The sequence below is a fragment of the Microcystis aeruginosa NIES-2549 genome (assembly GCF_000981785.2).
Taxonomy (GTDB): Bacteria; Cyanobacteriota; Cyanobacteriia; order Cyanobacteriales; family Microcystaceae; genus Microcystis; species Microcystis aeruginosa_C.
Genome location: NZ_CP011304.1, coordinates 850,784 through 874,413 on the forward strand (window position 1 = coordinate 850,784; position 23,630 = coordinate 874,413).

Sequence of the window (23,630 nt, forward strand, 5' to 3'; positions counted from 1 at the left end):
CTTCTAAGCCACAATTGCACAGGAGCGATCGAGTTTAATACCTCTTTTTTTCATCGTAGCATGGAATAGTTCTGTGGATAACACCTGTTCCACGGGATAAATCCCGGCTTTTTCGAGTTTTGCCGCTAAGATTAATTCTGCCACGCTGCCAGTTCCCCAGCCAGCTGCTTGAGCAGTGTTTTCGTGGACCATAGTTGCTTGATAAACTGCTTTTTGCTGCCCTTGCCATCCGGTCACTTTTGCTAACATTGCTACCCCAATTCCCGAAAATTTATCGGTTACTTCTGTCATGCGATAACTAACTTGGGAAAAAAACTCGATTCCCCGAGAACTTTCTACCCAAGCATCGGGGAAAATATGGGCAGTAATCCAAGTTAAATGATTATAAAAATCGGGAATAGAACCAAATTTTGTGATCACATTTTGCACTTGAAAAGATTCAGCAAAAGTATAGGTTTCTGGCATATCAAACCAATAAACACCAGTTTTACCTAAAGGAGCGGGAAAGTCAATTACTTCTCTAGCAGTATAGGGTTTAATCTCTTGCCATTGTCCCTCAATCCAAGCTAAAAAAGGCTTTTTTAAGCCGAGAAAAGTAGTCCGCATTACGGTTAATCCCGCACCTCCTGAACCGGCTACGGCATAATTTAAACGGATCGTTTCTACCCTATCTAACTGTTCGACTCCCTCCCGCACTATACTATTAGAAATACCTGGAAAAATTCCCGTATTAACCACGGCAGTTATTCCCGCTTTTATCGCTAATTCTCGATAGGGGATTAACTTTTGATAAAAAGAACGATGATCACTAACATCAATATAATTGACTTTTTCTTCGATGCAAATTTTTACTACCCTGCCATCGCGATAGTGAAATGGACCGGCACAATGGATGACTAAATCACTATTTTTAATCGCCTGTCTAAGCTTGTCTATTTCTTCTAAATCTAAAGCCAAAAACTGCATTCTTGGCAGTAATTTAATGGCTTTTTCCTTGCGTCCGGTGATAATAATTTTAGCTGAAGTATGATTAATAATATCTAGGGCAACACTTTGACCAATGCGACCAGTGCCACCTAAAATTAAAACAGTTTTTTCCATGGCAACTATCAATAATATTTGCCCTACTATAGCATCTTCTTGGCAATTTTGGCTATTTTCCAAGATGAAAATTTTAGCATAATCCCAACTTATTTAATGCGTCCGAGGGGCAAGAAAATGGTTAAAATCTCACCTTCTTCGGGTTTTTCGCGCACAATAAATTTACCTCCCAAAGCTTGAAAAAGGTTTTTAGTTACCTTCATATTCAGACTTAAACTACCCGTTTCTGGTTGAAACATTAAGACTTTTCCCAAAGCTTTGAGAGTAAGATTAGGCGATCTTACCTGAGTTTGGAACTGCATTTTTAATTGATTTCCTGCCGTTGATATATGTACTTGTAACAGGCCACCACTAGCCATACTGCGAGTACATTTTTCCACGACTCCATTTAACATTTGATCCAATAAATTCGGGTCGCTAATTACCGAAGGCAATTTTTTGGGTACATTAACTTCTAAATTGACATTGCGCCGTTTAGCTTGTTTTTGCCACCGGGGAATACTATCTTGAAAGACTTTTTCTAGAGCAATTGGGATTAATTGAATCGGTTTATCTCCCAGAGGATTAATCCCCAATTCTGCCGCTCGGAAAATTAATTCCATGCGCTGAATTTGTTCACTACATTCTAAATCGATTGTTTCTAAATATTTTCCCACATCTTCCGTTACTTTTGCCCGTTTTAATAATAATCGGGTAATGGTGCGAATGGTGGTTAAAGGGGTGCGAATTTCGTGGGTTAAAGCTCGCAATAATTCCAAATCACAACCCGATTCTAAATTAGAATTATCTTCCTCTGGGGGAGTGATTTCGCTATTGATAGACGATTTCGTTTTTTTCGGGTCTAAATTAGACTGGTTGGGTAAATTTTGCAGTAATTGGCGGCTAAATTGGCTAACTAGACGGTAATCCGGCGAGGGACTGCCATTAGCCTCGATAATTGCCTCTAAAGTCTCGATTTGCGGATAACGCAGATTAACTAATCGTTGCCGCAACTGCTGCCAAGCTTGCTGAGTGAGGACGGGATCAAAGGAAAATTGAAAAGAGGACAAACCCCACTGATCCTCGCCTAAAACCAGCAAAAGAGCGAAACTTTTGCTAAAAACCAGACAAAATCTTTCATTAGCAATCGGATCCGTTGGCAAGACGGGCAATTCATGGATCTCTGTTGGGGAAACATCGGCGGCGGATTTTTCCTGAGAAGGCAGTTGCAAACCCAGCCATTGTAAATGTTTTAAAGCTTTAACGGTGAAAACACCAAATTCAAAACCCGTTAAAGCCTTGCTTTCTCTAACTAAAGCCGTCGGACCGGAGAGAATTAAACCCCGACCGGCGGCAGCATTATTTTGGTTTTGTAATAAGATATTTTCTAAAGCGGCGATCGCTGCGAACCACTCACTTTCCGCTTTCAGTTGCGAGCGCTTGAGCCATTCTGATAAATTAGGATAAAAAGCATTGGGGGTGAAAGTTTCCCGGTCCTGATGGTCAGTCGGCGGGAAAATATCGCTTAATTTCGGTAAAGACCCCTTTAACATCGTCTTCATCACTGACTAGATACAAATTCCTTACCTAGAATAGTACCCCTGTTAATGCTCATTCCATAACGGTAAAACCGAACTCTATTGGCAGTGATATCCGCGTTTTGATGGTAGTTATCTTAATGGTGAGGTACAAAGTTTTCGCTTTGGGGAGTCGGTCGTCGATACCAGGTTAGGTTATACTTCATCTTTAGTTGATCACCTATGCCGGTTGTGGGGTTCGTGTCTCAATTCAACCTCGATAAGTCTGATATTTAATTACACTTCCCCACCTATGTATTTTTTTGTTACATTTAAGTATTTTTTTTGCTTATCTATAGTTATCATTGAATAACTTAAAAGTGTTACCCAATTATTTCCCTAACTAACCAATCTTTGATCCCAAACCCTTTTGCCTTGACATTACGTCAATGGGAGGAACCATCGGCCCTTGGTTTGCCTATTTAAGTGCTGCTTTCAAGCTAGGTAAACAGTTGAGTGGCGGTAACTGTCGAGCAATAGTTGGGGTCGGTTATTGACTGTATTTTGCCGTGAGCAAATTCTGAGAATTAAGAGGTAAATTAAATATGGAAATTTCGCAAATCTGTCTTGACTTAATTAAAAAATGGGAAGGATTTCGTGCCAATGCTTACTTAGATCCAGTGGGAATACCTACTATTGGTTATGGAACGATTCGTTATCCCAATGGGCAACCTGTGGAGTTACGAGATATTGTCACCGAAGCAGAAGCGGAGGACTTATTAAAATTAGAAGCTGACGATTTTGCTGAGTTAGTTACCAAAAAAGTAACAGTAGGACTCAATCAGAATCAATTCGATGCTCTAGTTTCTTTTTGCTACAACGTCGGTGGTGGGGCGTTTCAAGGAAGTACCCTACTGAAAAAACTTAATAGTGGTGATTTTACTGGAGCGGCAGAACAATTTTTAGTTTGGAATAAAGCAACACAAAACGGAGTGAAAATTGTTTTAGAAGGTTTAACTAATCGTCGCCGTGAGGAAAAGGCTTTATTTGAAAAATCTGGAAGTGAAGGAAAACCTTTAGACAAGCCTGAACCCTCCTTACAAGCTCAAGTTGATTGGTTAGAGGGCTATCGAGACAGAAATAATGATGATACGATTATTGTGGCTCGAAAAGGCTCTGATGTTATAGAAATTTTGACTGTAGAAAGCCCAGATAAAGAGGACTTAATTACCGTCATACGTCAATATCCTAATGCTAAAAATTTCCTCATTGCCCCCCAGGAAAAACAAGTACCTGCGGGGGAAAGAATCTTAATTCAAAAAAGGGAATTGGCGACAATCACAAAAGTTGATGCCCCCCCCTCATTGGATAATCAACTTTTAATAATTGGAATGGGAGCAGACGAAGATACTCCCGCCAGTTTAAAGCAAGATATTGAGGAATTGCAGGTACGTTTGCGAGATTTGGGCTACTATCAAGGGGAAATTGACGGCAACTTTGGTTCAGGAACGGATCAAGCTGTTAAAGCTTTCCAAGCCAAATTTTTTGGAGCTAATGAAGCAGATGGCAAAGTCGGCCCCCTGACTTGGAAAAAACTGTGGGAAGGAAATCCAGTTCCTGTAACTCCTCCTGTCGGCGTATCCAGTCCGGGTAAAAATTATCTTAAATTAACCAAAACCAACAAAAAAGATGAATTTGGTTGTTTCGTTTTAAAAATGGAATACTTTAAAGATGGACAACTGAAAGACAGTCTTAATGTCTGTTCTGGTACGCCATCGAGACAGATTTTTAAGACGGCTACCGCTAGTGTACCTAAATCATTTGAGCCGCTACCAGAAGGGTTATGGCGAATTGAGAATATTAAATGGGCAGGGGGTCCTGCACACAAAGATGATTACTCTGGAAAATTTGTATTTCCTGATTCTGGAGTTGGTCCAGTGTCAACGCCTTTAACTTATCAAAAGCCCAATTCAACCCGTAGAAGTGCTATTGAAATTCACATCGACTGGAATCGCCGCAAGAAGTCTCCTGGTACCGCAGGATGTGTGGGAATTTATACGATTGGCGATTATCAACGTTTTGTTCGTTGGCTTCGGGAAACTGACCCACGAGACTTTTTTGTGGATTGGGGTTTAGGAACTTGTCCCCAACCCTAGCCTATCTTTAACAAGGGGCAATTGAATTGTTTAATGATGATTCAATTGTCTCTAGTAATTATTGGTACATTGAAAACTTTTCTAACCATAAATGTTAGGCACAATTACCATTTTTTTCTTATCTTTATTGCTAACAGGTAACTCAATTGTTAGCGCAGAATCTTGTCAAAAATTTTTTGTTACCGCCCGCGATGGTTATGTGAATATCCGTTCCTCTCCTCAAATACAAGGAAATAACGTTATTGCCACTTTACCTAGCGGCAGTTCTGTACAATTAAGTGAGCGTTATCAAAAATGGCTGAAAATTAAATTACCTCTTGCCGGTTGGTTAGCTGGTAGTCAAATTTCTCGAATTTCTTGTGATCAAGGTCGTGATTTACTTATAGAATTGGGACTGCCGACTATAATTAAACTTGGAAAAAAAGCAGCAATTGGTTATCAAAAAGATGCAGAAACTTTGGTTAAAATGTCTCCGTATATAGATGGAATAGTTGAAGAAAATTATGCTGGAGTTATTGTACAATGGGCTAATCAAAATCCGAAATTTTTAGTTGCCATTCTCGATCGTCAAAGTCCAACTATTCGCCGAGCAGTTTTATCTTCTCTCGATTTTGGATTAGGTACTAACACAAATGAGCGTCAAAACTTGGAAAAATTTATGCAAAATATTTCTCCCAAAAGTTCAACTTACGTTGATTGGTATAGGCGTAATCCTGTTTATCCTTAGTAGCAAATACAAGATCAATATTATTCTTTTAATTCATTAAGGAGGCTCTTACTTGAAAACTAAGTAGTCATCAGAATATCAATTATAACTGTCATAAAAACTATTTTAGTTGCCTGTGGAGCTTCCCTTGAAGTGAACAAGAAGATGGCAGTTATTCGGTTAAATATCGTTAGTATCGACAATAAAAAATGCGACATTAACTGTGGAATTAGATTATTAATATAGTTTAAAATTATCAAAAAATCTAACAAATTAGGAGAAGAAAAAGTTAAAAATATCGAAACCAAGAGTCAGGAACATCCGAGTTAAAAAAATTCAAGTTCAAGCGCTCGCCATTCCGATTAACCCGAAATCGGGTTAATCGGAGTTATCCTTTTTTTGTCAAACTAGAAGGCTCTCTTGGTCTTTTTTTATTTTTTTTAACTCAATTCAGTCTGCCGTGGGGACATCACACCCTGATCTCCTCAACATCGTTATCCCCTCAATGACCGCGGCCGCATCTTAGCACTCAAGCCCTAAGAGTGCTAAATTAACTAAAGGAGTCCTATCACAACAGCGATACCATGTCCAAAATCATTGCCTTTAAAGATGAATCCCGTCGCGCCCTAGAAAAAGGTGTCAACGCCTTGGCCGATGCGGTAAAAATCACCCTCGGTCCGAAAGGACGCAATGTCTTGTTAGAAAAGAAATACGGCGCCCCCCAGATCGTTAATGACGGCATCACCGTCGCCAAAGAAATCGAATTGTCCGATCCCCTCGAAAACACCGGGGCGAGATTAATTCAGGAAGTAGCGGCAAAAACCAAAGATTTAGCGGGAGATGGCACCACCACCGCCACCATCATCGCCCAAGCTTTAATTAAAGAAGGTCTGAAAAACGTTACCGCCGGGGCCAATCCCGTCGCTTTAAGACGCGGACTAGACAAAACCATCGCCTATCTGGTGGAAGAAATCGCCGCCGTCGCTAAACCGATCGCTGGAGATGCGATCGCTCAAGTGGCCACCGTTTCTTCCGGCAACGATGAAGAAGTGGGACAAATGATCGCCACCGCCATGGAAAAAGTCACCACCGATGGCGTAATCACCGTGGAAGAATCGAAATCCCTAACCACCGAATTAGAAGTAGTGGAAGGGATGCAGATTGATCGCGGTTATATCTCTCCCTATTTCATCACCGATCAAGAAAGACAGATCGTCGAGTACGACAACCCCCTGATCCTGATTACCGATAAAAAAATCAGTGCGATCGCAGAATTAGTCCCCGTCCTCGAAGCCGTTGCCCGTCAAGGTCGTCCCCTATTAATTATCGCCGAAGATGTGGACGGCGAAGCCTTAGCCACTCTAGTGGTCAACAAGGCCCGGGGTGTCTTAAATGTCGTCGCTATCAAAGCCCCCAGTTTTGGGGAACGTCGCAAGGCGGTTTTACAAGATATCGCCATCCTCACCGGCGGTCGTCTGATTTCCGAAGAAGTGGGCTTGAGTCTTGACACGGTTAGCCTCGATCTGCTAGGGCAAGCAGCAAAAATCACCCTAGAAAAAGACAATACAATTATTGTCGCCTCCGGGGACAGCCGCAATAAGGCCGATGTGCAGAAACGTCTCGCCCAACTGAAAAAACAGTTAGAAGAAACCGATTCCGAATTCGATAAGGAAAAATTACAGGAACGCATCGCTAAATTAGCCGGCGGTGTGGCCGTGATTAAAGTCGGGGCAGCCACAGAAACCGAACTCAAGGATCGCAAACTCCGCATCGAAGATGCCCTCAATGCCACCAAAGCCGCCGTGGAAGAAGGTATCGTCCCGGGCGGTGGTACAACCTTGATTCATCTGGCTTCTAAGGTGAAGGCTTTCAAAGCTTCTCTCACTAACGATGAGGAAAAAGTCGCCGCCGATATCGTCGCTAAAGCCCTAGAAGCCCCCCTGCGTCAGTTAGCCAATAACGCCGGCGTGGAAGGGGATGTGATCGTGGAAGGTGTGCGCGAGACCGCTTTTAGCGTCGGTTACAATGTCCTCACCGGCAAGTACGAAGACTTAATCGCCGCCGGAATTATCGATCCGGCTAAAGTGGTACGGTCAGCCGTTCAAAACGCCGCTTCTATCGCCGGCATGGTCCTAACTACCGAAGCCCTCGTGGTCGAAAAACCCGTTAAAGAAGCCGCAGCCCCCGATATGGGCGGCATGGGCGGCATGGGCGGCATGGGTGGCATGGGCGGCATGGGTGGCATGGGCGGCATGGGTATGATGTAATTCCTGATGCCGTCTGGCCCTTGAAAATAATCTCATGCAATTGAGCCAATCTGTCCCTTTTCTGGTTATCGTCGGCATTAGGGACAGGTTTTTTTTCCTCGGGAAAAACTTTTTCAGCAGAACCTGCTTAATCTATCCTTTGCATTAGTCCAGACACTACACTAGAAAAGAAGGATTATTCCCAGAAATCATGACACTGCTGACGGTTCGATCGCTCAAAAAAGACTTCGGTATCAAGGAAATTCTCAAAGATGCGAGTTTTAGTCTCGATGATCGCGATAAAGTCGGCCTGATCGGTACGAATGGATCGGGAAAATCGACCCTATTGAAAATGATCGCCGGTTTAGAATCGATCGATGGTGGCGAAATTCAAATCAATTCGGGGATGAAAATCGTCTATTTACCCCAGCAACCCGATCTAGACGACGATAAAACGGTTTTAGAGCAGGTTTTCGCCGATAGTGGCGAAAGCATGACTTTAATCAAGGAATACGAGGAATTGTCCGATCGCCTTGTCCATGAGCCAGAAAATCTGGATACTATTATGGAACGTTTGTCAAGGGTTTCGCAACAAATTGATAAACTTGCCGCCTGGGATTTAGAAACCAATGCTAAAGTTATTTTAAGTAAACTGGGTATCGATAATTTTAATGCTCGCGTGGGAGATTTATCGGGGGGATATCGCAAAAGAATCGCCATCGCTACCGCACTTTTAGCCGATCCTGACTGTTTATTGATGGATGAACCCACCAACCATTTAGACGCGCTTTCCGTGGAGTGGTTACAGAGTTATTTGTCCCGTTTTCGGGGAGGATTATTATTAATTACTCATGATCGCTATTTTCTCGATCGAGTGACTAATCGCATCATTGAAATCGATCGGGGAGACTTATCTACTTATTCCGGTAATTATGCCTATTATCTAGAAAAAAAAGCCTTAGCGGAAGAATCGATCGCCAGTAGTCAACGCAAACACGCGGGAGTTTTACGACGGGAATTAGAATGGTTATCCCGGGGACCAAAAGCGCGCAGTACCAAACAAAAAGCGCGGATCGATCGCATTCAAGCAATGGGTAATAAGGAATTTAAACAGGTGGAGGGAAAAGTCGATATTGCCACCGCAGGAAGACGCATCGGCAAAAAAGTTATTGAAGTAGAAAAAATCTCGAAAGCTTACGGAGATCGCACTTTAATTAAAGATTTTACCTATATTTTTACCCCCGAAGATCGCATCGGTATTATTGGCAGTAATGGGGTAGGAAAATCTACTCTCATGGATATTATTACCGGGAAAACTCTCCCCGATTCAGGCACAGTTGACATCGGTTCCACTATTCATATTGGTTACTTCGATCAACAATCCGATGATCTCAATATCAACGAAAATCAAAGAGTAATCGAATATCTGAAAAGTGTGGCCGAATTAGTCAAAACCCTAGACGGCATCGTCATCACCGCTTCCCAGATGTTAGAAAAATTTCTCTTTCCTCCCGATCAACAGTATGCACCAATTTATAAACTTTCTGGAGGGGAAAGAAGACGCTTATTTTTACTACGAGTTTTGATGAGTGCGCCTAATGTTTTAATCTTAGATGAACCCACCAATGATCTCGATGTGCAGACTTTAGCAATTTTAGAAGAATATTTAGAGGACTTTAACGGTTGTGTGATTGTTGTTTCCCATGATCGCTATTTTCTCGATCGAGTAGTTGATACTATTTTTTCCTTTGAAACTGGGGGTAATATCCGTCAATATCCGGGTAATTATTCCCTTTATCTCGATCAGAAAAAAGAGGAGGAGGAACCAAAAGAAAAAAAAGTCACCCCAAAAACTGTTAAAGCTTCTCCCTCACCCGTCAATAAAAAAATCTCTTTTAAAGAGAAAAAAGAATACGAAGACATCGAAAAACAAATACCAATTTTAGAAGCAAAAAAAGCTGAAATTGAACAGGTACTTTATGGAGAACCCCTAGAAGATTTTACCAAAATAACCGCGCTGACCGAAGAATTAGCTCAATTGAGTCAAAAAATTGATACTTTAACCGATCGCTGGTTAGAATTAGCGGAAAAATTAGGCTAGGATGATCCCTATTATCCCGATCGATTTAGTCAAAACTGAGTGATAATTTCTGGTGAATCATCCTCATCCATGATCAGATCTACCGACTCCACCCGCAAGAGTGCCAAATTATCGTTAACCACCCCTTGAAGATAGATTTCCCCCATCCCTTCACCCCCAAGATCGATCGAGCCAAAAACTTGACCGGTTTTTGTATTAAAATTAAACTGAAAATAATTAGCTGAGGAAATTCCCTCGCTGACATTATCGTATTTAGCGATCTCTTGACCACTGTTATCATAAAAAGATACCTGAAAATCTTCTAAAACTTGCATTTTTCCCGAACCTTTTTCTGAAAAGATAGTCGGGGCCGTTTTTTCATCATAACTAAAAGAACCTTTAGCTGTATAACCCTGATTTCCCAACCATTGAAAATCGATCGTCACTGCTAAAACCCCTTGGCTATTCATGTTAGCAACTAAAAGCAAAGCTAATAGTAAAGTCAATATCCTCTTTTTCATGGTCAATCCGAATATCATTAGTCGGTTATTTCAGTTATCAGTGATCAATCACTACAACTGGTCTTCGGGGGAGAGTCAAGAGGGACTCTTTCTACCCCTATAAACCTTAAGAAAACTTCAATTACATGGGTACAAGAAAAGGAAACCCGAATGATCTTTTGTCGGGGGGGTAACTTCCGTTTGCTGATATTACCCGATTTTAAGACAAAAATCGTCAAAAACCGCCATAACGTTCCTCTAACCAGGGATCACCTCGTCGATGGTAGCCATTAAGTTCCCAGAAACCCAATTGCTCTCGATCGAGAAATTCTAAGCCATTAATCCATTTAGAACTTTTCCAAGCGTAGAGATGGGGAACAACTAAGCGCAGCGGACCACCGTGGTCGGGGGTTAAAGGTTGACCAAACAGTTGAAAAGCGAAAAAATTATCTTCGTGCAGGAATTCCTCTAGGGTGAGGTTAGTGGTATAACCCCCATAACAGTGTTGCATGACGTGGGTAGCTTCCGGCAACAGGTCAATTAAGGCCATAAAATCCGATACCTTAATTCCCGTCCAAGTCACATCTAATTTTGACCAACGGGTGACACAGTGAAAATCCTTAGTAAATTCCGACTGCGGTAGGGCCATAAAATCCGACCAGTTAAAAATTTTAGTCGTGGCCACCTTTCCCCAAACCTTGAATAACCATTCCTCGGTCTTGATTTGGGGAGTATCTCCGTAGGTAAGCACAGGAAAACCACTAGCGAGATATTGGCCCGGAGGAACTCGGTCTTGATCGGGAGATTCTGGTTTTTTAAAGAATTTGCCTAACATTAGTTGAGACTCACAACGAAAACCCTAAACAAATCTTAAAATATTAGGGAGCGAAAAGGTTTTCTATACCTCACTCCCCACCATCAAGTCATTAAACCGTCCTAATTTTTCGGGTAACTGAAGACCGATAGGAATATTATTCCTCGTCTCCCCCTTCTTCTTCCTCTTTAGTGGGATAGACAAAGCTGTTAGAACGACCAGAAAGAACAGATTTACCCAAAGATAAGGCTTTTTGCGCTTCCCGAGCCGCTTGCTTTCTCCAGTGCGCTCTCCGTTGGTCGCGCTTGGCATTTGAGGTTTTCTTCTTGGGACAAGCCATAGTATTTTAACGATAGTTATAGACTCACAACCTTTCTATTCTACTCCCTATTTCCCTAATCGGCTCGCCAACTTGTCTTTATCCCCTACTCACTACTGCCCAAAATATTGATAAAACTTAATAATTATCATTGGCTTACCTATTTATGTTTAAAATCTTATATAGCTATGTAGTCAAGTAATTTCCATCATGGTCACTACCGTCGAACCTCCCTCCCAGAAAAAAGCTGTTCTGCGCGAAACTATCCTCACCCCTCGTTTTTATACCACCGATTTTGAGGCTGCCGCTAATTTTGACCTTTCTTTGCAAGAAACCGAAATCAAAGCGATGTTAGAGGAGATGCGAACCGATTATAACCGGCATCACTTTGAACGTCAGCAAGAATTTGAGAACTATCAAGATAATCTCGATGAAAAAACGAGAAATGCTTTTATAGATTACCTAGAACGCTCCTGTATCTCCGAATTTTCCGGCTTTTTGTTATTTAAGGAACTGTCACGACAACTAAAAAGCCGTAATCCCTTGTTAGGGGAGATATTTCATCTTATGGCTAGAGACGAGGCGCGTCATGCAGGATTTCTCAATAAAGCCATGGCTGACTTTAATATTTCCCTCGATCTAGCCAAAATTACCAAAACCCGTACCTACACCTTTTTCCCCCTTGAATGGGTTTTATATACGGTCTATCTCTCCGAAAAAATCGGTTATTGGCGTTATATCCTCATTTATCGTCATTTACAAGAACATCCCCAGTATAAATTTAATCCTCTCTTTAATTACTTCGAGAGTTGGTGTCAGGACGAAAATCGCCACGGAGATATCTTTAAAACCTTACTGCGAGCTAAACCACAATTGTGGAATAATTGGCGATCGAGATTATGGAGTCGTTTTTTTCTGCTTTCCGTCTTTGCTACCCATAGTTTAACTGTACGCGAACGCTCAGACTTTTATGATGCTTTGGGAATGGATGCGATCGCTTTTGATCAAGAGGTAATTCGCCAGACTAATAATACCTCCGCTCGCGCTTTTCCCACCATTTTAAATGTGGACCATCCCCAATTTTTCCCCCGTTTAAACCGTTGTGCCGAACGTAATTTACAATTAAAAGCGATCGATGAAAGTAGCGCTCCTCAATGGCTAAAAACAGTCCGTAAGTTACCCTTACAGCTAGGTATCGTCGGGGATCTATTGCGATTGTATCTAATTAAACCCATAGATGCAGAAGCCACCAGAGAAATGGTACTTTAATCAGTTATCAGTTATCAGTTATCAGTTATCAGTTATCAGTTCACAGCAAAAAACTCCCCAATTTCCAATTCATAATTCATAATTCCCACACCCCACACCCCACACCCCACACCCTACACCCCACACCCCACACCCCACACCCTACACCCCACACCCTACACCCTACACCCTACACCCTACACCCTACCCCAACGAAAAACTTTTTCAGCAGACCCTAAGTAGTCGTGCCAAATTAATTTCCTCAACCTTGACGAGAAATTCTGTAAACTTTGCTCAAAAGCTGCGTAAATTCTGTATTTTCTCTGGAAGTCTTAGATATAGCCTTTAGAATCGTGATCATAGCACTAGGCTAATTCAGATCAATTAAACTTCTTCCTCACTCCCGACTTTGTTAGTATCATGAAACCTAACTCTGGCCGTAAACGTTTATTATCCCTGATATCTGCTGTTTCTTGTAGTTCCCTGTTGATTTTATCCCCTCTAGCCCAGAGAGCGCAAGCAGACGATATTACGGATGCCTTAGAAGCGGTAATTGAATATACGGCTCAATTACACCAGATCAATTTTAAGTATTTGTTAAGCAATGGCCCGATAACCACTCCCTGCGGCGTAATTTCCCTAGCGGCTTTCTGCACTGTAGATAATACAGTCTATGTCAATCTCAAGCAAGTTACTCGCATTAGTGATAATCCCCTATTTCCCCTTTACGCCGTCGCTCACGAGGCTGCTCACGCTGTTCAGTGGAATCGGGGTATCGGTGGCATCGATGAAGGTGGAATGAGCATCGGCATTGAATTACAGGCCGATTGTCTAGCAGGAGATACCCTTTCCTGGTTATTTACCGAAGCGAGAGGTTTATCCAAACAGGATTATATAATAGCGGGAAAACTTCTAGCGGAAGCGGCCTCGGAAGTGGGCGATTTTGAGGCCCCCAATCGCTCCCACGGGACACCACAACAGCGAGGTGATTCGGTCTTACAAGGATTCTACGGGGAAAATCATGAAACTTGTATGCGTTAGCTAACAATCAAGGCTGTATTTCCCCTAGAATGCCTAAAAAAGCCTAAAAAACTACTGTAACCCTAACCAAGATAACAGACCTTGGCCAGTGAGATACTCGATCAACAGGGTGATCACAAAACCAATCATAGCAGCCCTACCGTTGAGGCGCTCGGCATAGTCATTAAAGCCAAATTTGGGGTCTTCTAATTTGGGGGTTTGAGTCGGTTGTGGTTCAGTCATGATCTTTACAGGCCGTTTACATTTCTTTACTATTCTAGCGGAGTTAGAAGTTAGGTTGTAACTAATTTCTAACTCCTCCCTATTTGCCCTAATCCCGACCGTTAAGAGCGATTAAAAGGCGCAGAATAAAGATAAATAGGTTGATATAGGTCAAATACATCGATAAAGCAGCACTGAGATACTGTTCATCTCTGTAGGTACGGGGCAAGATGTAAAAGTCCACCACTGCGGAGCCTGCAAACAAGAAAACCCCGATGCCAGAAATAGCGATTTCTAACCAGGTGGGAGTACCGCCACCAAAGATAGAGAAAATTAGCTGACCAATGAGAACAATAAAAAGAGCGAGAATACCGATGCTCACGGTTTGAGTCAGGGCTAAACCATCTTTTTCCGACAGATTCGAGCCGATATTCCGTCCCAACACAAAAGCGAGGCCGCAACCGAGGGCAGCAATTGCTACACCTCGCAAACCGACACCGGAAGTACCTAGGGCCACATAGACGATTCCACTGAGAGTATAGCCAGAAAGAAGGCTATAGAGAGTCAGCAGGGGCAGAGCAGTGCCTGTATTGCCGCTTTCCGCACTATTACGCGCGACAAAAAATAAAATAATCTCGGCAACTATGGCGACAAAGAAAGTCGGGAAGAAAATCTGGGGATAGGATTGGATCACACCTAAACCGCCATAGGTTCCCACCGCAGTCAAAATTAGACCGCCACCGAGATAGGGCAAGGCCTTGGGGATAACATTAGGGCCGATAAGTGCTTGGCTTTTAGCCTCGCGTAAAGCTTGACGAAAATTACTGGTATTACTCATGGTGACTAGGTTCGAGATACTTGTCTCAATCAATCTTGTTAAACAGAAACTATTCTTGATTAGTTCGTCAAGAATGCTGAATCGCAGGGAAGAAAAAAAAGTAATCTTCTCCCCCGCATCGATTCCCTCTTGATTGTAACGAAAAGACTAGGGATCGAGCTAGAAGCCACTGTTTTCTCCCCTCTTGACTGATCAAGTTACCTTAAACCGAAGACCGATTCAAGGCGATCCTCGCCCGTCAACTGGATATTTCCTGTTTTTATTAATTACAATCTTCTAGAGTATCCCCTGACCTAAAGCCAAACCTGTCACCAACATTCCTAACACTAGAAAAGGCTGGGCGCTGGCTTGATATTTGACATCATTTTTGAGCGGATCCCGCAGAAAATACATATCTTGGAAAGTGATCTGAGGGATAATTAATAACAGTAAAATAGCGGCATAAAGATTCTGATGAATACTAATCAGATAACCCGCAATTCCTGCTTGAAAAACATCGATCATAATCACACAAATCCAAGCAGCGGTCGTAATTCCAAACATGACTGGCAAGGATTTTAAGCCTAATTTTTCGTCACCTTCCACACTTTTAAAGTCGTTAACTACAGCAATGCCTAACCCCGCTAGACTATAGATGAGGGTTAGGATCATAATTGTCCCATTTAACTGACCAAAAAGGGCGTGACCTGCCCACCAAGGTAATGCTATATAACTAGCACCGAGGGCATAATTACCCAGCCAACCATTTTGTTTTAATTTTAAAGGTGGCGCTGAATAAATATAGGCAATAAAAGAACCAAATAGGGTTAAACAGAGCATGATCGGGAAATCATGACCGGCCCAGCGATCGAGAAGATAAGATATTCCTAACCCAGCCGCTAATAAAACCAAAATCTGGCCGACTACTTGCCGAATAGAAATCACCCCCGAAGGAATCGGACGATAGGGTTCATTAATTGCATCGATTTCTCGATCGTAAAAATCATTTAAAGTTTGGGTATAACCGGTCATCAACGGACCGGAAAGTAACATACAGGTGGCTGCTTTTAAGACATCTTCTAAAGACCAAGTATAATTACCCGATGAAGCAGCCCCACAGACAACCCCCCAAATCAGGGGAATCCAAGTGATCGGCTTCATCAATTGTAAGCGGATTTTCCAGAGGGAGGTTTCTGCCGATGAGGCCCCTTTCATGCCCAATAATTGGCGAGTTTTGGCCCCTCGCTCGTCCTTGTTTTCTATCTCTGTGTTCGACATAATCCCTTAAAAAGAAATAATTAAGTAACCGTCTTGGAATTTGGCCCCTTTTACCCCTCGTCCGGTTAGAGGCGGTGGTACATCAATATTACGCCGTTGATCCCCGGCTTCGATGGTTAATTCTGGACCGGATTGCGTCAGTTTTACCTGTTTTTTCTCGAATCCGGGTAAATAAACCTTGACCTGAGCGGCTGCCGTATCGATTATTAACGGTTTGGGCGGCTGCACCGTGAGAAAGTTGGGTAAATCGGCGATTAACTCCTGCCAATCTTCTCCTTGACGGTCCGGTAAAATCGCCGCCGGCAGCGGGGCAAAATCCTCCGTAGCACTCTGACAGCGATTAAAAATCACTCCCCCCACATTTAAACCGATTTGCTGGGCCGCACCCCAAAGATATTTGGCCTCTGCGATCGCAATTGGATCATCATTGGTGACTAGATAGGCTAAAACTCGCCGAGGATCGGCTAAAGCGGAGCGCCCCTCGTCTAAAATGTTATTATCGCCCTTCTGACCTAAACCGTCGGGATTAAAGGAGAAATTCAGCACGGCAGCGGCAATCGGTTGGAAAAAGGGGGAAAGGGTGCGACCGATCTCGGAATCGCTGAAAACCTGCCGAAAACGCCGTGAATACCAGCTACCCACCTCGGGAATCCCCAACATTCGCAGACTGTTGATATCTCCGCTGCCGTCGTAGATGATGACATCGTAATTTCCGCTTTTATGCTGTTCCCGCAGGAAATTTAAAGCTAGAGCTTGATCCATTCCGGGTAAAATGCCCAACTCTTGACCATAAACATTTTTCAAGGTGGGAGAACGCAAATACTGCTTTTCCAATTCCTTGACTTCTTCCCAACTTTTTTCTAGTAACTGTGTACTACTAAGCTGCACAACCGAGAGATTAGGGGCAATTTCCGTAATGGAGGAGCTAGGGGAGGCCTTGAGGAGTAATCCCCAAGCAGGGCCGGAATCTTGACCGATCAAGAGAACTTTTGACCCCAGACCAGCCATTTTCTTTGCCGAAGCGATCGCTATTGTACTGCGACCGCTGCCCCCCTTGCCCAAAAAGGTCAAAATTAAGGACATAATTAATTCCTAAGCGTTGTATTTAGATGAGTTTGAGTTCATCCTCAAAAAACCAAGTAGCGGTCTTATCATCGAACTGGACAACAGCACCAACACCGCTGCCATCGGTCATCTTAAAATTTTTGATGACACCCACTTTACCCAATTTACCCGCTACATCCGAGTTAACGCGGTCTCTTAAGCGACAGACCTTGACTTTTTGCCCGATTTCCATTACTTCCACAGTTTTAATAAGACGATAATTCAATAAACCAATCCTAAGTTTAATATAAATTCGTGTCAGATAAACCCCCCAATGCTCTTCAGTTATCGGTCTTTCTCAGATCATCTGCACTTAGCGATCATATATACTAGCAAAAAGGTTTTATTTGGTTTCTGGGGCAGCATTTTGCCGATTTTCCAGTTGTTCCCTTTGCTTGCGTTTAAACTCCTCGGCCGCTTCGTTGATATTATTGAGGCTGTCTTCCTGAAATTCCGATCCGTCCCGGCTACGGCGAAAATTACTATTATGAATCAAGTCTAGAGGATTAAAACCACCGAGATCATCCCTGCCATCGGAACTACGTTCATTTTTTTGATAGTCCGGTTGACTGGGGTTCAAGCTTTGAGCTAACACTTGCGGACTAAAATCAGCCCCGACTAATAAAATAGTAGCTAGGAATAAAGACGATTTGAGCAACATTTTTTGAGTATTCATAATCTAACTCCTCAGAAAATTAAGTGGGTAGGTGTTAAAAGTTGTCAGGCACCCCCCTTATTAAGGGGGGACTAAGGGGGGATCGGCACCCCCCTTATTAAGGGGGGACTAAGGGGGGATCAGAGGCAAAATCTATCTTCAATTTAATTATAACTACTTACTTGTCTAGTTTTTGGTGGTGAGAAAGTTACAAGCTTTTCAGTGAACAGTAAACTGATAACTTATAACTGATAACTGATTTAAGCAAAACGACGACGAAGCAAGGGCTGAATTGCTAAAAGGATTAGCAGATCAAAAGCTAAGAGCAGGGCTAAAACTGTCAAGAAATTGAGGTCAAGCCAAGGGGTTTGTAAGACTATGCTATCAAAAGACCAGTGCTGATTGAAATAAATATAACGGATTGGTTCGATCGCATAGGTAAGAGGGTTGAGACTAGCGATTACTTGTAACCAATCTGCCATAAAGTTTAAGGGAGCGAGGGCGGTACTGGCAAATAAAAGCGGTAAATTGGTGACGAAAATGACGGCGATTAATTCGATATGTCCGGGCAGAGCAAAGGTTAAACTGAGACTTAAGGCAGTCATCCCCAAAACGATTAGGAAAACAATCAAAGCGATCGCACCTAATCCGGCTAAACTAGGCAATCCTGCCCCTAAAAAGGCACTAGCGGCCACGATCGAGGCGGTTTGGATGAAACTGAGGGCGATAATATAGATGGTAGAAGCGGCCACGATCGAGTAACGAGTGGTTAAAGGTGCTACCAACAGACGGTTAAGGAAGCCAAATTCTCGATCGAACATTACCGGCAAACCAGCATTTAAGGCCCCGGAAAAAGCGGTAAAGACAATCACCCCGGGGGCGAGAAATTTAGCATAACTGAGATCGTTGCCGAATAGACCCTGGGGAGCATTATAAAACAATGCCCCGAATAAAATCAGCCACATAAAGGGCTGAATTACCCCCGCGATTAGGGTTGAAGGACGACGTTGTAATTGGATGAACAGACGTTTAGTCATGGCCAGAGTTTCTTGCAGAAATTCCCCTAGCACATTTCCCCCATCGTCCACTGTTGCTGCTCTAGTGGGATTGGGGGCTAAACTAGCTTTTAAGGAAGAAGGTGTGATGGTTTGGCTCATGAAATATTTACCTCTAATGCAGTCTTAACGAGTAATTTGGATAGTCAACAGTTTATAAGTGATCAGATGGCTCTCTTGAGGTTCTGGTGATCAGCAAATCCTCTCGAAGAAAAGGCCGACACCCTACCACTTCTCCAATATACAAGGGGCGTAAGCCCTAGGGGAAAGGAATGTAAATATTTATTAAATTGTAGCCTTTGATACAATGCGGAGGGGGTGAAGTGTGTATGCTCTGCTTGAGCATTTGCTGGTCATTGTTTTGGGTTGCCCGATCGCTTAACCCGAATCGAAATGTCACGCACTCAAACCATTTACCATTAACCCTTTTCTTTTGATGAAAATAAAACAACTCGGCATTGTCTCCGCCGGGGTTGCCCTGGCAACTCTGGGAACCAGTGCGGCACAAGCTGCTTTGGTGGTCGTCCCTCCCGACTTGGCCGTTGGCGATCAGTATCGTTTGGTGTTTGTCACTGAAGGCAAACGGGATGCAACAAGCACCGACATCGATGACTACAATAACTTTGTCACCAGTCAAGTGTTGCCAGCAGGGACGACTGATACGGCTCTCTATCAGGCTTTAAAGATAGCAGGAATTGACCCGAATACGATTACTTGGAAGGCGATCGGTTCTACTGCTTCAGTCGATGCCCGTGATAATACGGGTACTAATCCGACATTGAGTACGGGTGTTCCGATCTATCTCATAGATGGCAACCGGGTCGCCAACAATAATGCCGATCTCTGGGATGGCAGCATCCAAACCGCTATCAATCGCACTCCTGACGATTGGCAATTGAATGAGCCAGTCTGGACAGGGACCAATAACAATGGAACAGCGGAGAATGGAAGACTTGGTGGTGGCTCCCTGGGGCAAGTAAGATACGGGCGCGCCAGTTCGATTACAGCTGAGTGGATTACCATGGACGATTCCAACCGCTTTGGTATCAGCCGGTTATATGGCATCTCCTCCGTGCTGACAGTTCCGACTCCAGCAGTCACTGTCCCCGAACCCTCTAGCCTTCTTGGTTTTATCACACTGGGCGGTTTAATGTTAGGAGGTGCTGTCCGCAAAGCTAGAAAATAATGCCCCAAGGGAGAGGAGACGCGGGTTTCCTCTCTCTTTTTTTGGGGGTTATGAGTAGCATCTCAGTCACGAATTATGCTAGGATTCGCCCTAGAATGATAAAAAATCATGACTACACAAGCAACAGTAATCCAAGGCACGGCCAGGGAAATTAGAGAAGCACTGGCGCTTATACCAGATGATGAAATTGTCCGCCTTATGGTGGGTCGTCCCAGCTTATCTATTAGACCTCTCCAAAAATTTATAAGTCAGTCACAGCAAGGAAGAGAGGCAGATTAGACCAAGAGTCAAAATTAGCTCTCAAAACCGATTAATCAGGGTTTGAAGAGACAAAATCCAATTTTGACGGAAAACTATGGCTAATTATAACGTCAATTACTTCCCCTGATTGCTCCCCTTCTATTACTTCTAAAATTAGCGCACTAATTCTCAACCTTACTAAGCCACAAACGGTCAGTAAAACCGATTTATATCGACTTTTATTTAATCTAAATCTTTCTTGAACTACTTTAAATACTTTGACAACTCGAATTAAATGCTCAACAAAAATTCGCCGAGATGATAAAACTTTATTTTCTTTAATTTGATTCTCGGTTAATTCTCCATTCTTAGGTTTTTTATCAGGAGTTCTGATTTGATTTTCTCCTAGGTAAGCTTTATCTCCAATAAAAGTTTGTTGAGAATCGAATTTGCTTAAAGTTTGCCGACAGATTTTTATGTCGCTCGTCGGACCAGGTTGACCAATAACTACATCAACAATATCTTCAGCTTTTGGCAAGACAATAAATTGACTTTTTAAAGTATGTCTTTTTTGCTTTCCCGAATAATATATTTTTTGTTCTTGATAATCGGTCGGCCTCTCCACGGGCTGTTCTGCGCTATCGACAATCAACTCATAATCCCTTAATTGTTCAATTATTATTTCCTCTTCTTGGCACTTCTTTATTTGTTCTAACAAACTTGGCGGTAACTCTCCTTCAAAAAGTTTTTGCCAATAGGTAAAGATATTATGAGCCGTTGATTCACTCACTTGAAATATTAGTCCTAAGATTTGAAAGCTTAGATGATGTCTTAAATAAACCAACATTAGAACAATTTGTTCCTCTTCTGATAATTTAGGAGGTGTTCCGCTTCCTGGTTGATTAATCCTAATTTTGGTTTTTTCGATTTCTGATTGGTTTTTCCGATGTATAAGTTTTCCAAGTGCCATCAGTTGTTCTAGTTGTTGGTAGTCAATTCCTAATAGTCTTTTAGTTTGTTTCGGATATTTTTGAATGTATTCCCAAGTGTAGTTTTTCATGGCTTTTTTGAGTTACTATTTGTTTTATTATATCCTATATATTGTGATTTAATTAAATTATGGAGAGGTCTATTATTGCCAGAAAATTACAGCACGAGGCCGCAACTCTTGGCATAACAGCTGCGGAACACGACGCACTCATGGCATCGTTAAAAGATGATTTGTGATGCGGGTTGTTGTTGATACCAATATTCTTGTCAGTTTCGCCATCCGTCCGAACGAAAATTTTGAGCAAATGTTCAATTTTTTGGCGAGACAGGGCATTACCTTGATTTCCGATGATACAGTTTCCTCTCTCTTTTTTTGGGGTTTCATGGGAAGATCGGGAAAGCTTGCTAGGTGCAATCCCGATCATCATGAAACGAGACTCGATATTTTACCGGCTTTTTCAACAATCCCCCTCCCTTCTCTTCGATTTACTGGAAAACCCGCCAGATAATGCCACCGAATACCGCTTTGACTCCGTAGCCGTCAAAGAACCCAAATTTGAGATCGATGGCGTATTCCTGCCACCCGATAATGATAGTAGCGGGGTAATCTATTTTTGCGAAGTGCAATTTCAAAAAGACGAACGACTCTATGAAAGGGTATTTGGTGAATCATTTTTGTATTTTTATCGTCAGCGAGAACGATTTGCCGATTGGCAAATTGTTGTCATCTATCCCACCCGTAGCCTAGAACAAAGTAACACCCATCCCTACCGAGCGCTGCTCAATTGTCCTCAGGTGCATCGAATTTATCTGAACGAATTAGGGGAAATTCAGCAGTTACCCCTAGGGGTTGCCTTGATGGTACTCACTACTGTGGAAGAAACCCAAGCACCAGAAAAAGCCCGCTATTTACTGGCACGAACCCAAGAGCAAATTGCAGATACAGAAGCCAGTCGCGCCATAATAGAAATGATTGCCACAATTATGGTCTATAAATTTACTAACTTGAGTCGGCAGGAGGTGGAAGCGATGCTAGGACTACAATTGGCAGATACAAGGGTATATCGTGAAGCCAAGGAAGAAGGACGACTGGAAGGACAACTGGAAGGACGACTGGAAGGACGACTGGAAGGACGACTGGAAGGACGACTGGAAGGGGAATCTGCCCTGATTTTGCGTCTGTTGCAACGTCGCTTTGGTGCAGTGGATGAGGTGTTGGCTGCCCGAATTCAGGCTCTAGAAATCGAGCAATTAGAGTCCTTAGCTGAGGCTTTGTTGGATTTTACAACCTTAAACGACCTAGTGCTTTGGCTAAATCGCTACTCGCAACCGCTTAACTAAACTTAGTCAAACCTAAGCCACCTGAAAGGGTGAGTTAGGAAATTTTGATGGCCAAATATCCATCCCTGACGATGGGTGACAAGGGCAATTCTTGTCAGAGGGCAGATAAAAGTTTATGCGGATGGCGAGACTCGAACTCGCAAGGCGTAAGCCACACGCCCCTCAAACGTGCGTGTCTACCAGTTCCACCACATCCGCTTGATTTTAGCTTAACCATTATAGCACAGAAAAAAAATAATCTGCAAGCAAATTTTAAAAATTACTGCCGCACAAGCTTCGCGCCACCTGAGTTAGTACGGATAAACCTTTTAGGGAACCTTGAATCAAATGGAAGGCCGGGAGAGGACGGATTAACATTTGTCGAGCTAGGGGCAATGGTAGCAGCTGACCTTGATTATCAATTGCCGGGGCTAAATCGGGTAAGTCCTGTGTCACCTCGTCGCTAATCACGCGCACAATTGCCACTTTTTGCCCGCGTAAAGCCGCTAAAATCCTTGCTCCTTCCATATCTACCACTTCATAGCCACCCTGTCCTAAACGTCGTTTTTCCTCGGACTGGCTAATCAGGCGATCGCTGGTTAAACCTTTAACGAGACTATATCCGGTTAATTGGGCGATTTCTGCGGTTATTTCTGGTTCGCACTGCCAATAACTCCCCTTTTCTGCGCCACAACCTTGATAGATTACCCCATCTCCGACTCGATAGCGATCGCTGAGACTGCCCGCTAATCCCATCAGCACAATTTTTCCTGTAAACTTATTAAGAAATTCTAGAGATTGCCTAGAGACTGGGGAACTGTCGAGGAATTCTGGAGCGCCAAGGTTAATCGGGATAATTTGCGGGGCTAAATCGCCTATTTTCCTTAATCCTCGACGGATTGAGCTATGCTCGGCCCCCCGGGGAACGAGAATAATATCTTCAGGTGTGAGCATGAAATTTTTGAGAAAGTTTCCTAATTAGTCCATTGAGATGTTATAAACAATAATAGTGAACTAATTAGGAATAATTCTTAAGTAAATAGCCCTGCCACTGACTGGGCAATTGTCTTTCCCACC

The 23,630-nt window shown here is 42.9% G+C and carries 23 protein-coding genes and 1 tRNA gene; 8 read left to right on the top strand and 16 right to left on the bottom strand.

Annotated elements, in window-relative coordinates; all coding sequences use genetic code 11:
• Positions 1–3: 3 nt before the first annotated feature.
• Both myaer_RS04000 and myaer_RS04005 read right to left on the bottom strand, forming a co-directional pair.
• Complete coding sequence (locus myaer_RS04000) at positions 4–1,101, bottom strand: saccharopine dehydrogenase family protein (protein ID WP_046661047.1); 1,098 nt, start codon at positions 1,099–1,101, stop codon at positions 4–6.
• A gap of 89 nt (positions 1,102–1,190) precedes the next feature.
• Positions 1,191–2,633, bottom strand: coding sequence for a sensor histidine kinase (locus myaer_RS04005; protein WP_046661048.1), 1,443 nt, complete (start codon positions 2,631–2,633; stop codon positions 1,191–1,193).
• A 569-nt stretch (positions 2,634–3,202) separates the two neighbouring features.
• Between myaer_RS04005 and myaer_RS22430 the strand changes: the two genes are divergently transcribed.
• The 4 genes from myaer_RS22430 to myaer_RS04025 all read left to right on the top strand — a co-directional run bounded on the left by myaer_RS22430 (position 3,203) and on the right by myaer_RS04025 (position 9,806).
• Complete coding sequence (locus myaer_RS22430; protein ID WP_046661049.1) at positions 3,203–4,753, top strand: glycoside hydrolase family protein; 1,551 nt, start codon at positions 3,203–3,205, stop codon at positions 4,751–4,753.
• A 91-nt stretch (positions 4,754–4,844) separates the two neighbouring features.
• On the top strand, positions 4,845–5,480 hold the full coding sequence (locus tag myaer_RS21875) for an SH3 domain-containing protein (protein WP_235614801.1): 636 nt from the start codon (positions 4,845–4,847) through the stop codon (positions 5,478–5,480).
• A 563-nt stretch (positions 5,481–6,043) separates the two neighbouring features.
• Positions 6,044–7,726, top strand: a complete 1,683-nt coding sequence (gene groL / locus myaer_RS04020) for a chaperonin GroEL (protein ID WP_046661050.1) — start codon at positions 6,044–6,046, stop codon at positions 7,724–7,726.
• Positions 7,727–7,916: 190 nt separating this feature from the next.
• Positions 7,917–9,806, top strand: coding sequence for an ABC-F family ATP-binding cassette domain-containing protein (locus tag myaer_RS04025; protein ID WP_046661051.1), 1,890 nt, complete (start codon positions 7,917–7,919; stop codon positions 9,804–9,806).
• 29 nt (positions 9,807–9,835) lie between these two features.
• Here the strand turns inward: myaer_RS04025 and myaer_RS04030 are convergent, their stop codons facing one another.
• The 3 genes from myaer_RS04030 to rpmF form a co-directional block, all read right to left on the bottom strand.
• On the bottom strand, positions 9,836–10,306 hold the full coding sequence (locus myaer_RS04030; protein ID WP_046661052.1) for a hypothetical protein: 471 nt from the start codon (positions 10,304–10,306) through the stop codon (positions 9,836–9,838).
• A gap of 214 nt (positions 10,307–10,520) precedes the next feature.
• Positions 10,521–11,120 (bottom strand): sulfite oxidase-like oxidoreductase, encoded by a 600-nt coding sequence (locus tag myaer_RS04035; protein ID WP_046661054.1) that lies wholly within the window; start codon positions 11,118–11,120, stop codon positions 10,521–10,523.
• A 136-nt stretch (positions 11,121–11,256) separates the two neighbouring features.
• Entirely contained in the window at positions 11,257–11,439 is a 183-nt protein-coding gene (gene rpmF, locus myaer_RS04040) for a 50S ribosomal protein L32 (RefSeq protein ID WP_002737202.1), read from the bottom strand.
• A gap of 189 nt (positions 11,440–11,628) precedes the next feature.
• On the opposite strand from rpmF, the gene acsF reads away from it, so the two are divergent.
• Positions 11,629–12,687: a magnesium-protoporphyrin IX monomethyl ester (oxidative) cyclase gene (gene acsF / locus myaer_RS04045; RefSeq protein WP_002776164.1), complete on the top strand. Its 1,059-nt coding sequence runs from the start codon at positions 11,629–11,631 to the stop codon at positions 12,685–12,687.
• Between the two features lie 399 nt (positions 12,688–13,086).
• Positions 13,087–13,707: a metalloprotease gene (locus myaer_RS04050; protein ID WP_046661056.1), complete on the top strand. Its 621-nt coding sequence runs from the start codon at positions 13,087–13,089 to the stop codon at positions 13,705–13,707.
• A gap of 51 nt (positions 13,708–13,758) precedes the next feature.
• Here myaer_RS04050 and myaer_RS21520 read toward each other — a convergent pair whose 3' ends face one another.
• The 7 genes from myaer_RS21520 to myaer_RS04080 form a co-directional block, all read right to left on the bottom strand.
• On the bottom strand, positions 13,759–13,929 hold the full coding sequence (locus myaer_RS21520) for a high light inducible protein (RefSeq protein WP_002742489.1): 171 nt from the start codon (positions 13,927–13,929) through the stop codon (positions 13,759–13,761).
• An 88-nt stretch (positions 13,930–14,017) separates the two neighbouring features.
• Positions 14,018–14,746: a Bax inhibitor-1 family protein gene (locus tag myaer_RS04055; RefSeq protein ID WP_046661057.1), complete on the bottom strand. Its 729-nt coding sequence runs from the start codon at positions 14,744–14,746 to the stop codon at positions 14,018–14,020.
• A gap of 276 nt (positions 14,747–15,022) precedes the next feature.
• A complete protein-coding gene (chlG, locus tag myaer_RS04060; RefSeq protein ID WP_046661058.1) occupies positions 15,023–16,003 on the bottom strand; it encodes a chlorophyll synthase ChlG in 981 nt (326 codons plus the stop codon).
• A 6-nt stretch (positions 16,004–16,009) separates the two neighbouring features.
• A complete protein-coding gene (locus myaer_RS04065; protein ID WP_046661059.1) occupies positions 16,010–17,086 on the bottom strand; it encodes an ArsA family ATPase in 1,077 nt (358 codons plus the stop codon).
• 22 nt (positions 17,087–17,108) lie between these two features.
• The gene (locus myaer_RS04070) at positions 17,109–17,300 is read right to left on the bottom strand and encodes a DUF2862 domain-containing protein (protein WP_002742483.1); all 192 of its coding nucleotides are present in this window, start codon (positions 17,298–17,300) and stop codon (positions 17,109–17,111) included.
• 150 nt (positions 17,301–17,450) lie between these two features.
• Positions 17,451–17,783, bottom strand: coding sequence for a hypothetical protein (locus myaer_RS04075; RefSeq protein WP_046661060.1), 333 nt, complete (start codon positions 17,781–17,783; stop codon positions 17,451–17,453).
• 239 nt (positions 17,784–18,022) lie between these two features.
• On the bottom strand, positions 18,023–18,919 hold the full coding sequence (locus tag myaer_RS04080) for an ABC transporter permease (protein WP_046661061.1): 897 nt from the start codon (positions 18,917–18,919) through the stop codon (positions 18,023–18,025).
• A 334-nt stretch (positions 18,920–19,253) separates the two neighbouring features.
• On the opposite strand from myaer_RS04080, the gene myaer_RS04085 reads away from it, so the two are divergent.
• Positions 19,254–20,003, top strand: coding sequence for a PEP-CTERM sorting domain-containing protein (locus myaer_RS04085; RefSeq protein WP_046661062.1), 750 nt, complete (start codon positions 19,254–19,256; stop codon positions 20,001–20,003).
• A 310-nt stretch (positions 20,004–20,313) separates the two neighbouring features.
• On the opposite strand, the gene myaer_RS04090 is transcribed toward myaer_RS04085, so the two are convergent.
• Both myaer_RS04090 and myaer_RS21420 read right to left on the bottom strand, forming a co-directional pair.
• The gene (locus myaer_RS04090) at positions 20,314–21,303 is read right to left on the bottom strand and encodes a transposase family protein (protein ID WP_046660511.1); all 990 of its coding nucleotides are present in this window, start codon (positions 21,301–21,303) and stop codon (positions 20,314–20,316) included.
• A 52-nt stretch (positions 21,304–21,355) separates the two neighbouring features.
• Positions 21,356–21,661: a hypothetical protein gene (locus tag myaer_RS21420; protein WP_046661063.1), complete on the bottom strand. Its 306-nt coding sequence runs from the start codon at positions 21,659–21,661 to the stop codon at positions 21,356–21,358.
• On the opposite strand from myaer_RS21420, the gene myaer_RS04095 reads away from it, so the two are divergent.
• Positions 21,660–22,574, top strand: coding sequence for an Rpn family recombination-promoting nuclease/putative transposase (locus myaer_RS04095; protein WP_046661064.1), 915 nt, complete (start codon positions 21,660–21,662; stop codon positions 22,572–22,574). The two genes, myaer_RS21420 and myaer_RS04095, sit on opposite strands and share 2 nt — an antisense overlap.
• 116 nt (positions 22,575–22,690) lie before the next feature.
• Here the strand turns inward: myaer_RS04095 and myaer_RS04100 are convergent.
• Positions 22,691–22,772: transfer RNA gene (locus tag myaer_RS04100), tRNA-Leu, on the bottom strand.
• Positions 22,773–22,826: 54 nt separating this feature from the next.
• Complete coding sequence (locus myaer_RS04105; RefSeq protein WP_046661065.1) at positions 22,827–23,507, bottom strand: hypothetical protein; 681 nt, start codon at positions 23,505–23,507, stop codon at positions 22,827–22,829.
• Between the last annotated feature and the right edge of the window lie 123 nt (positions 23,508–23,630).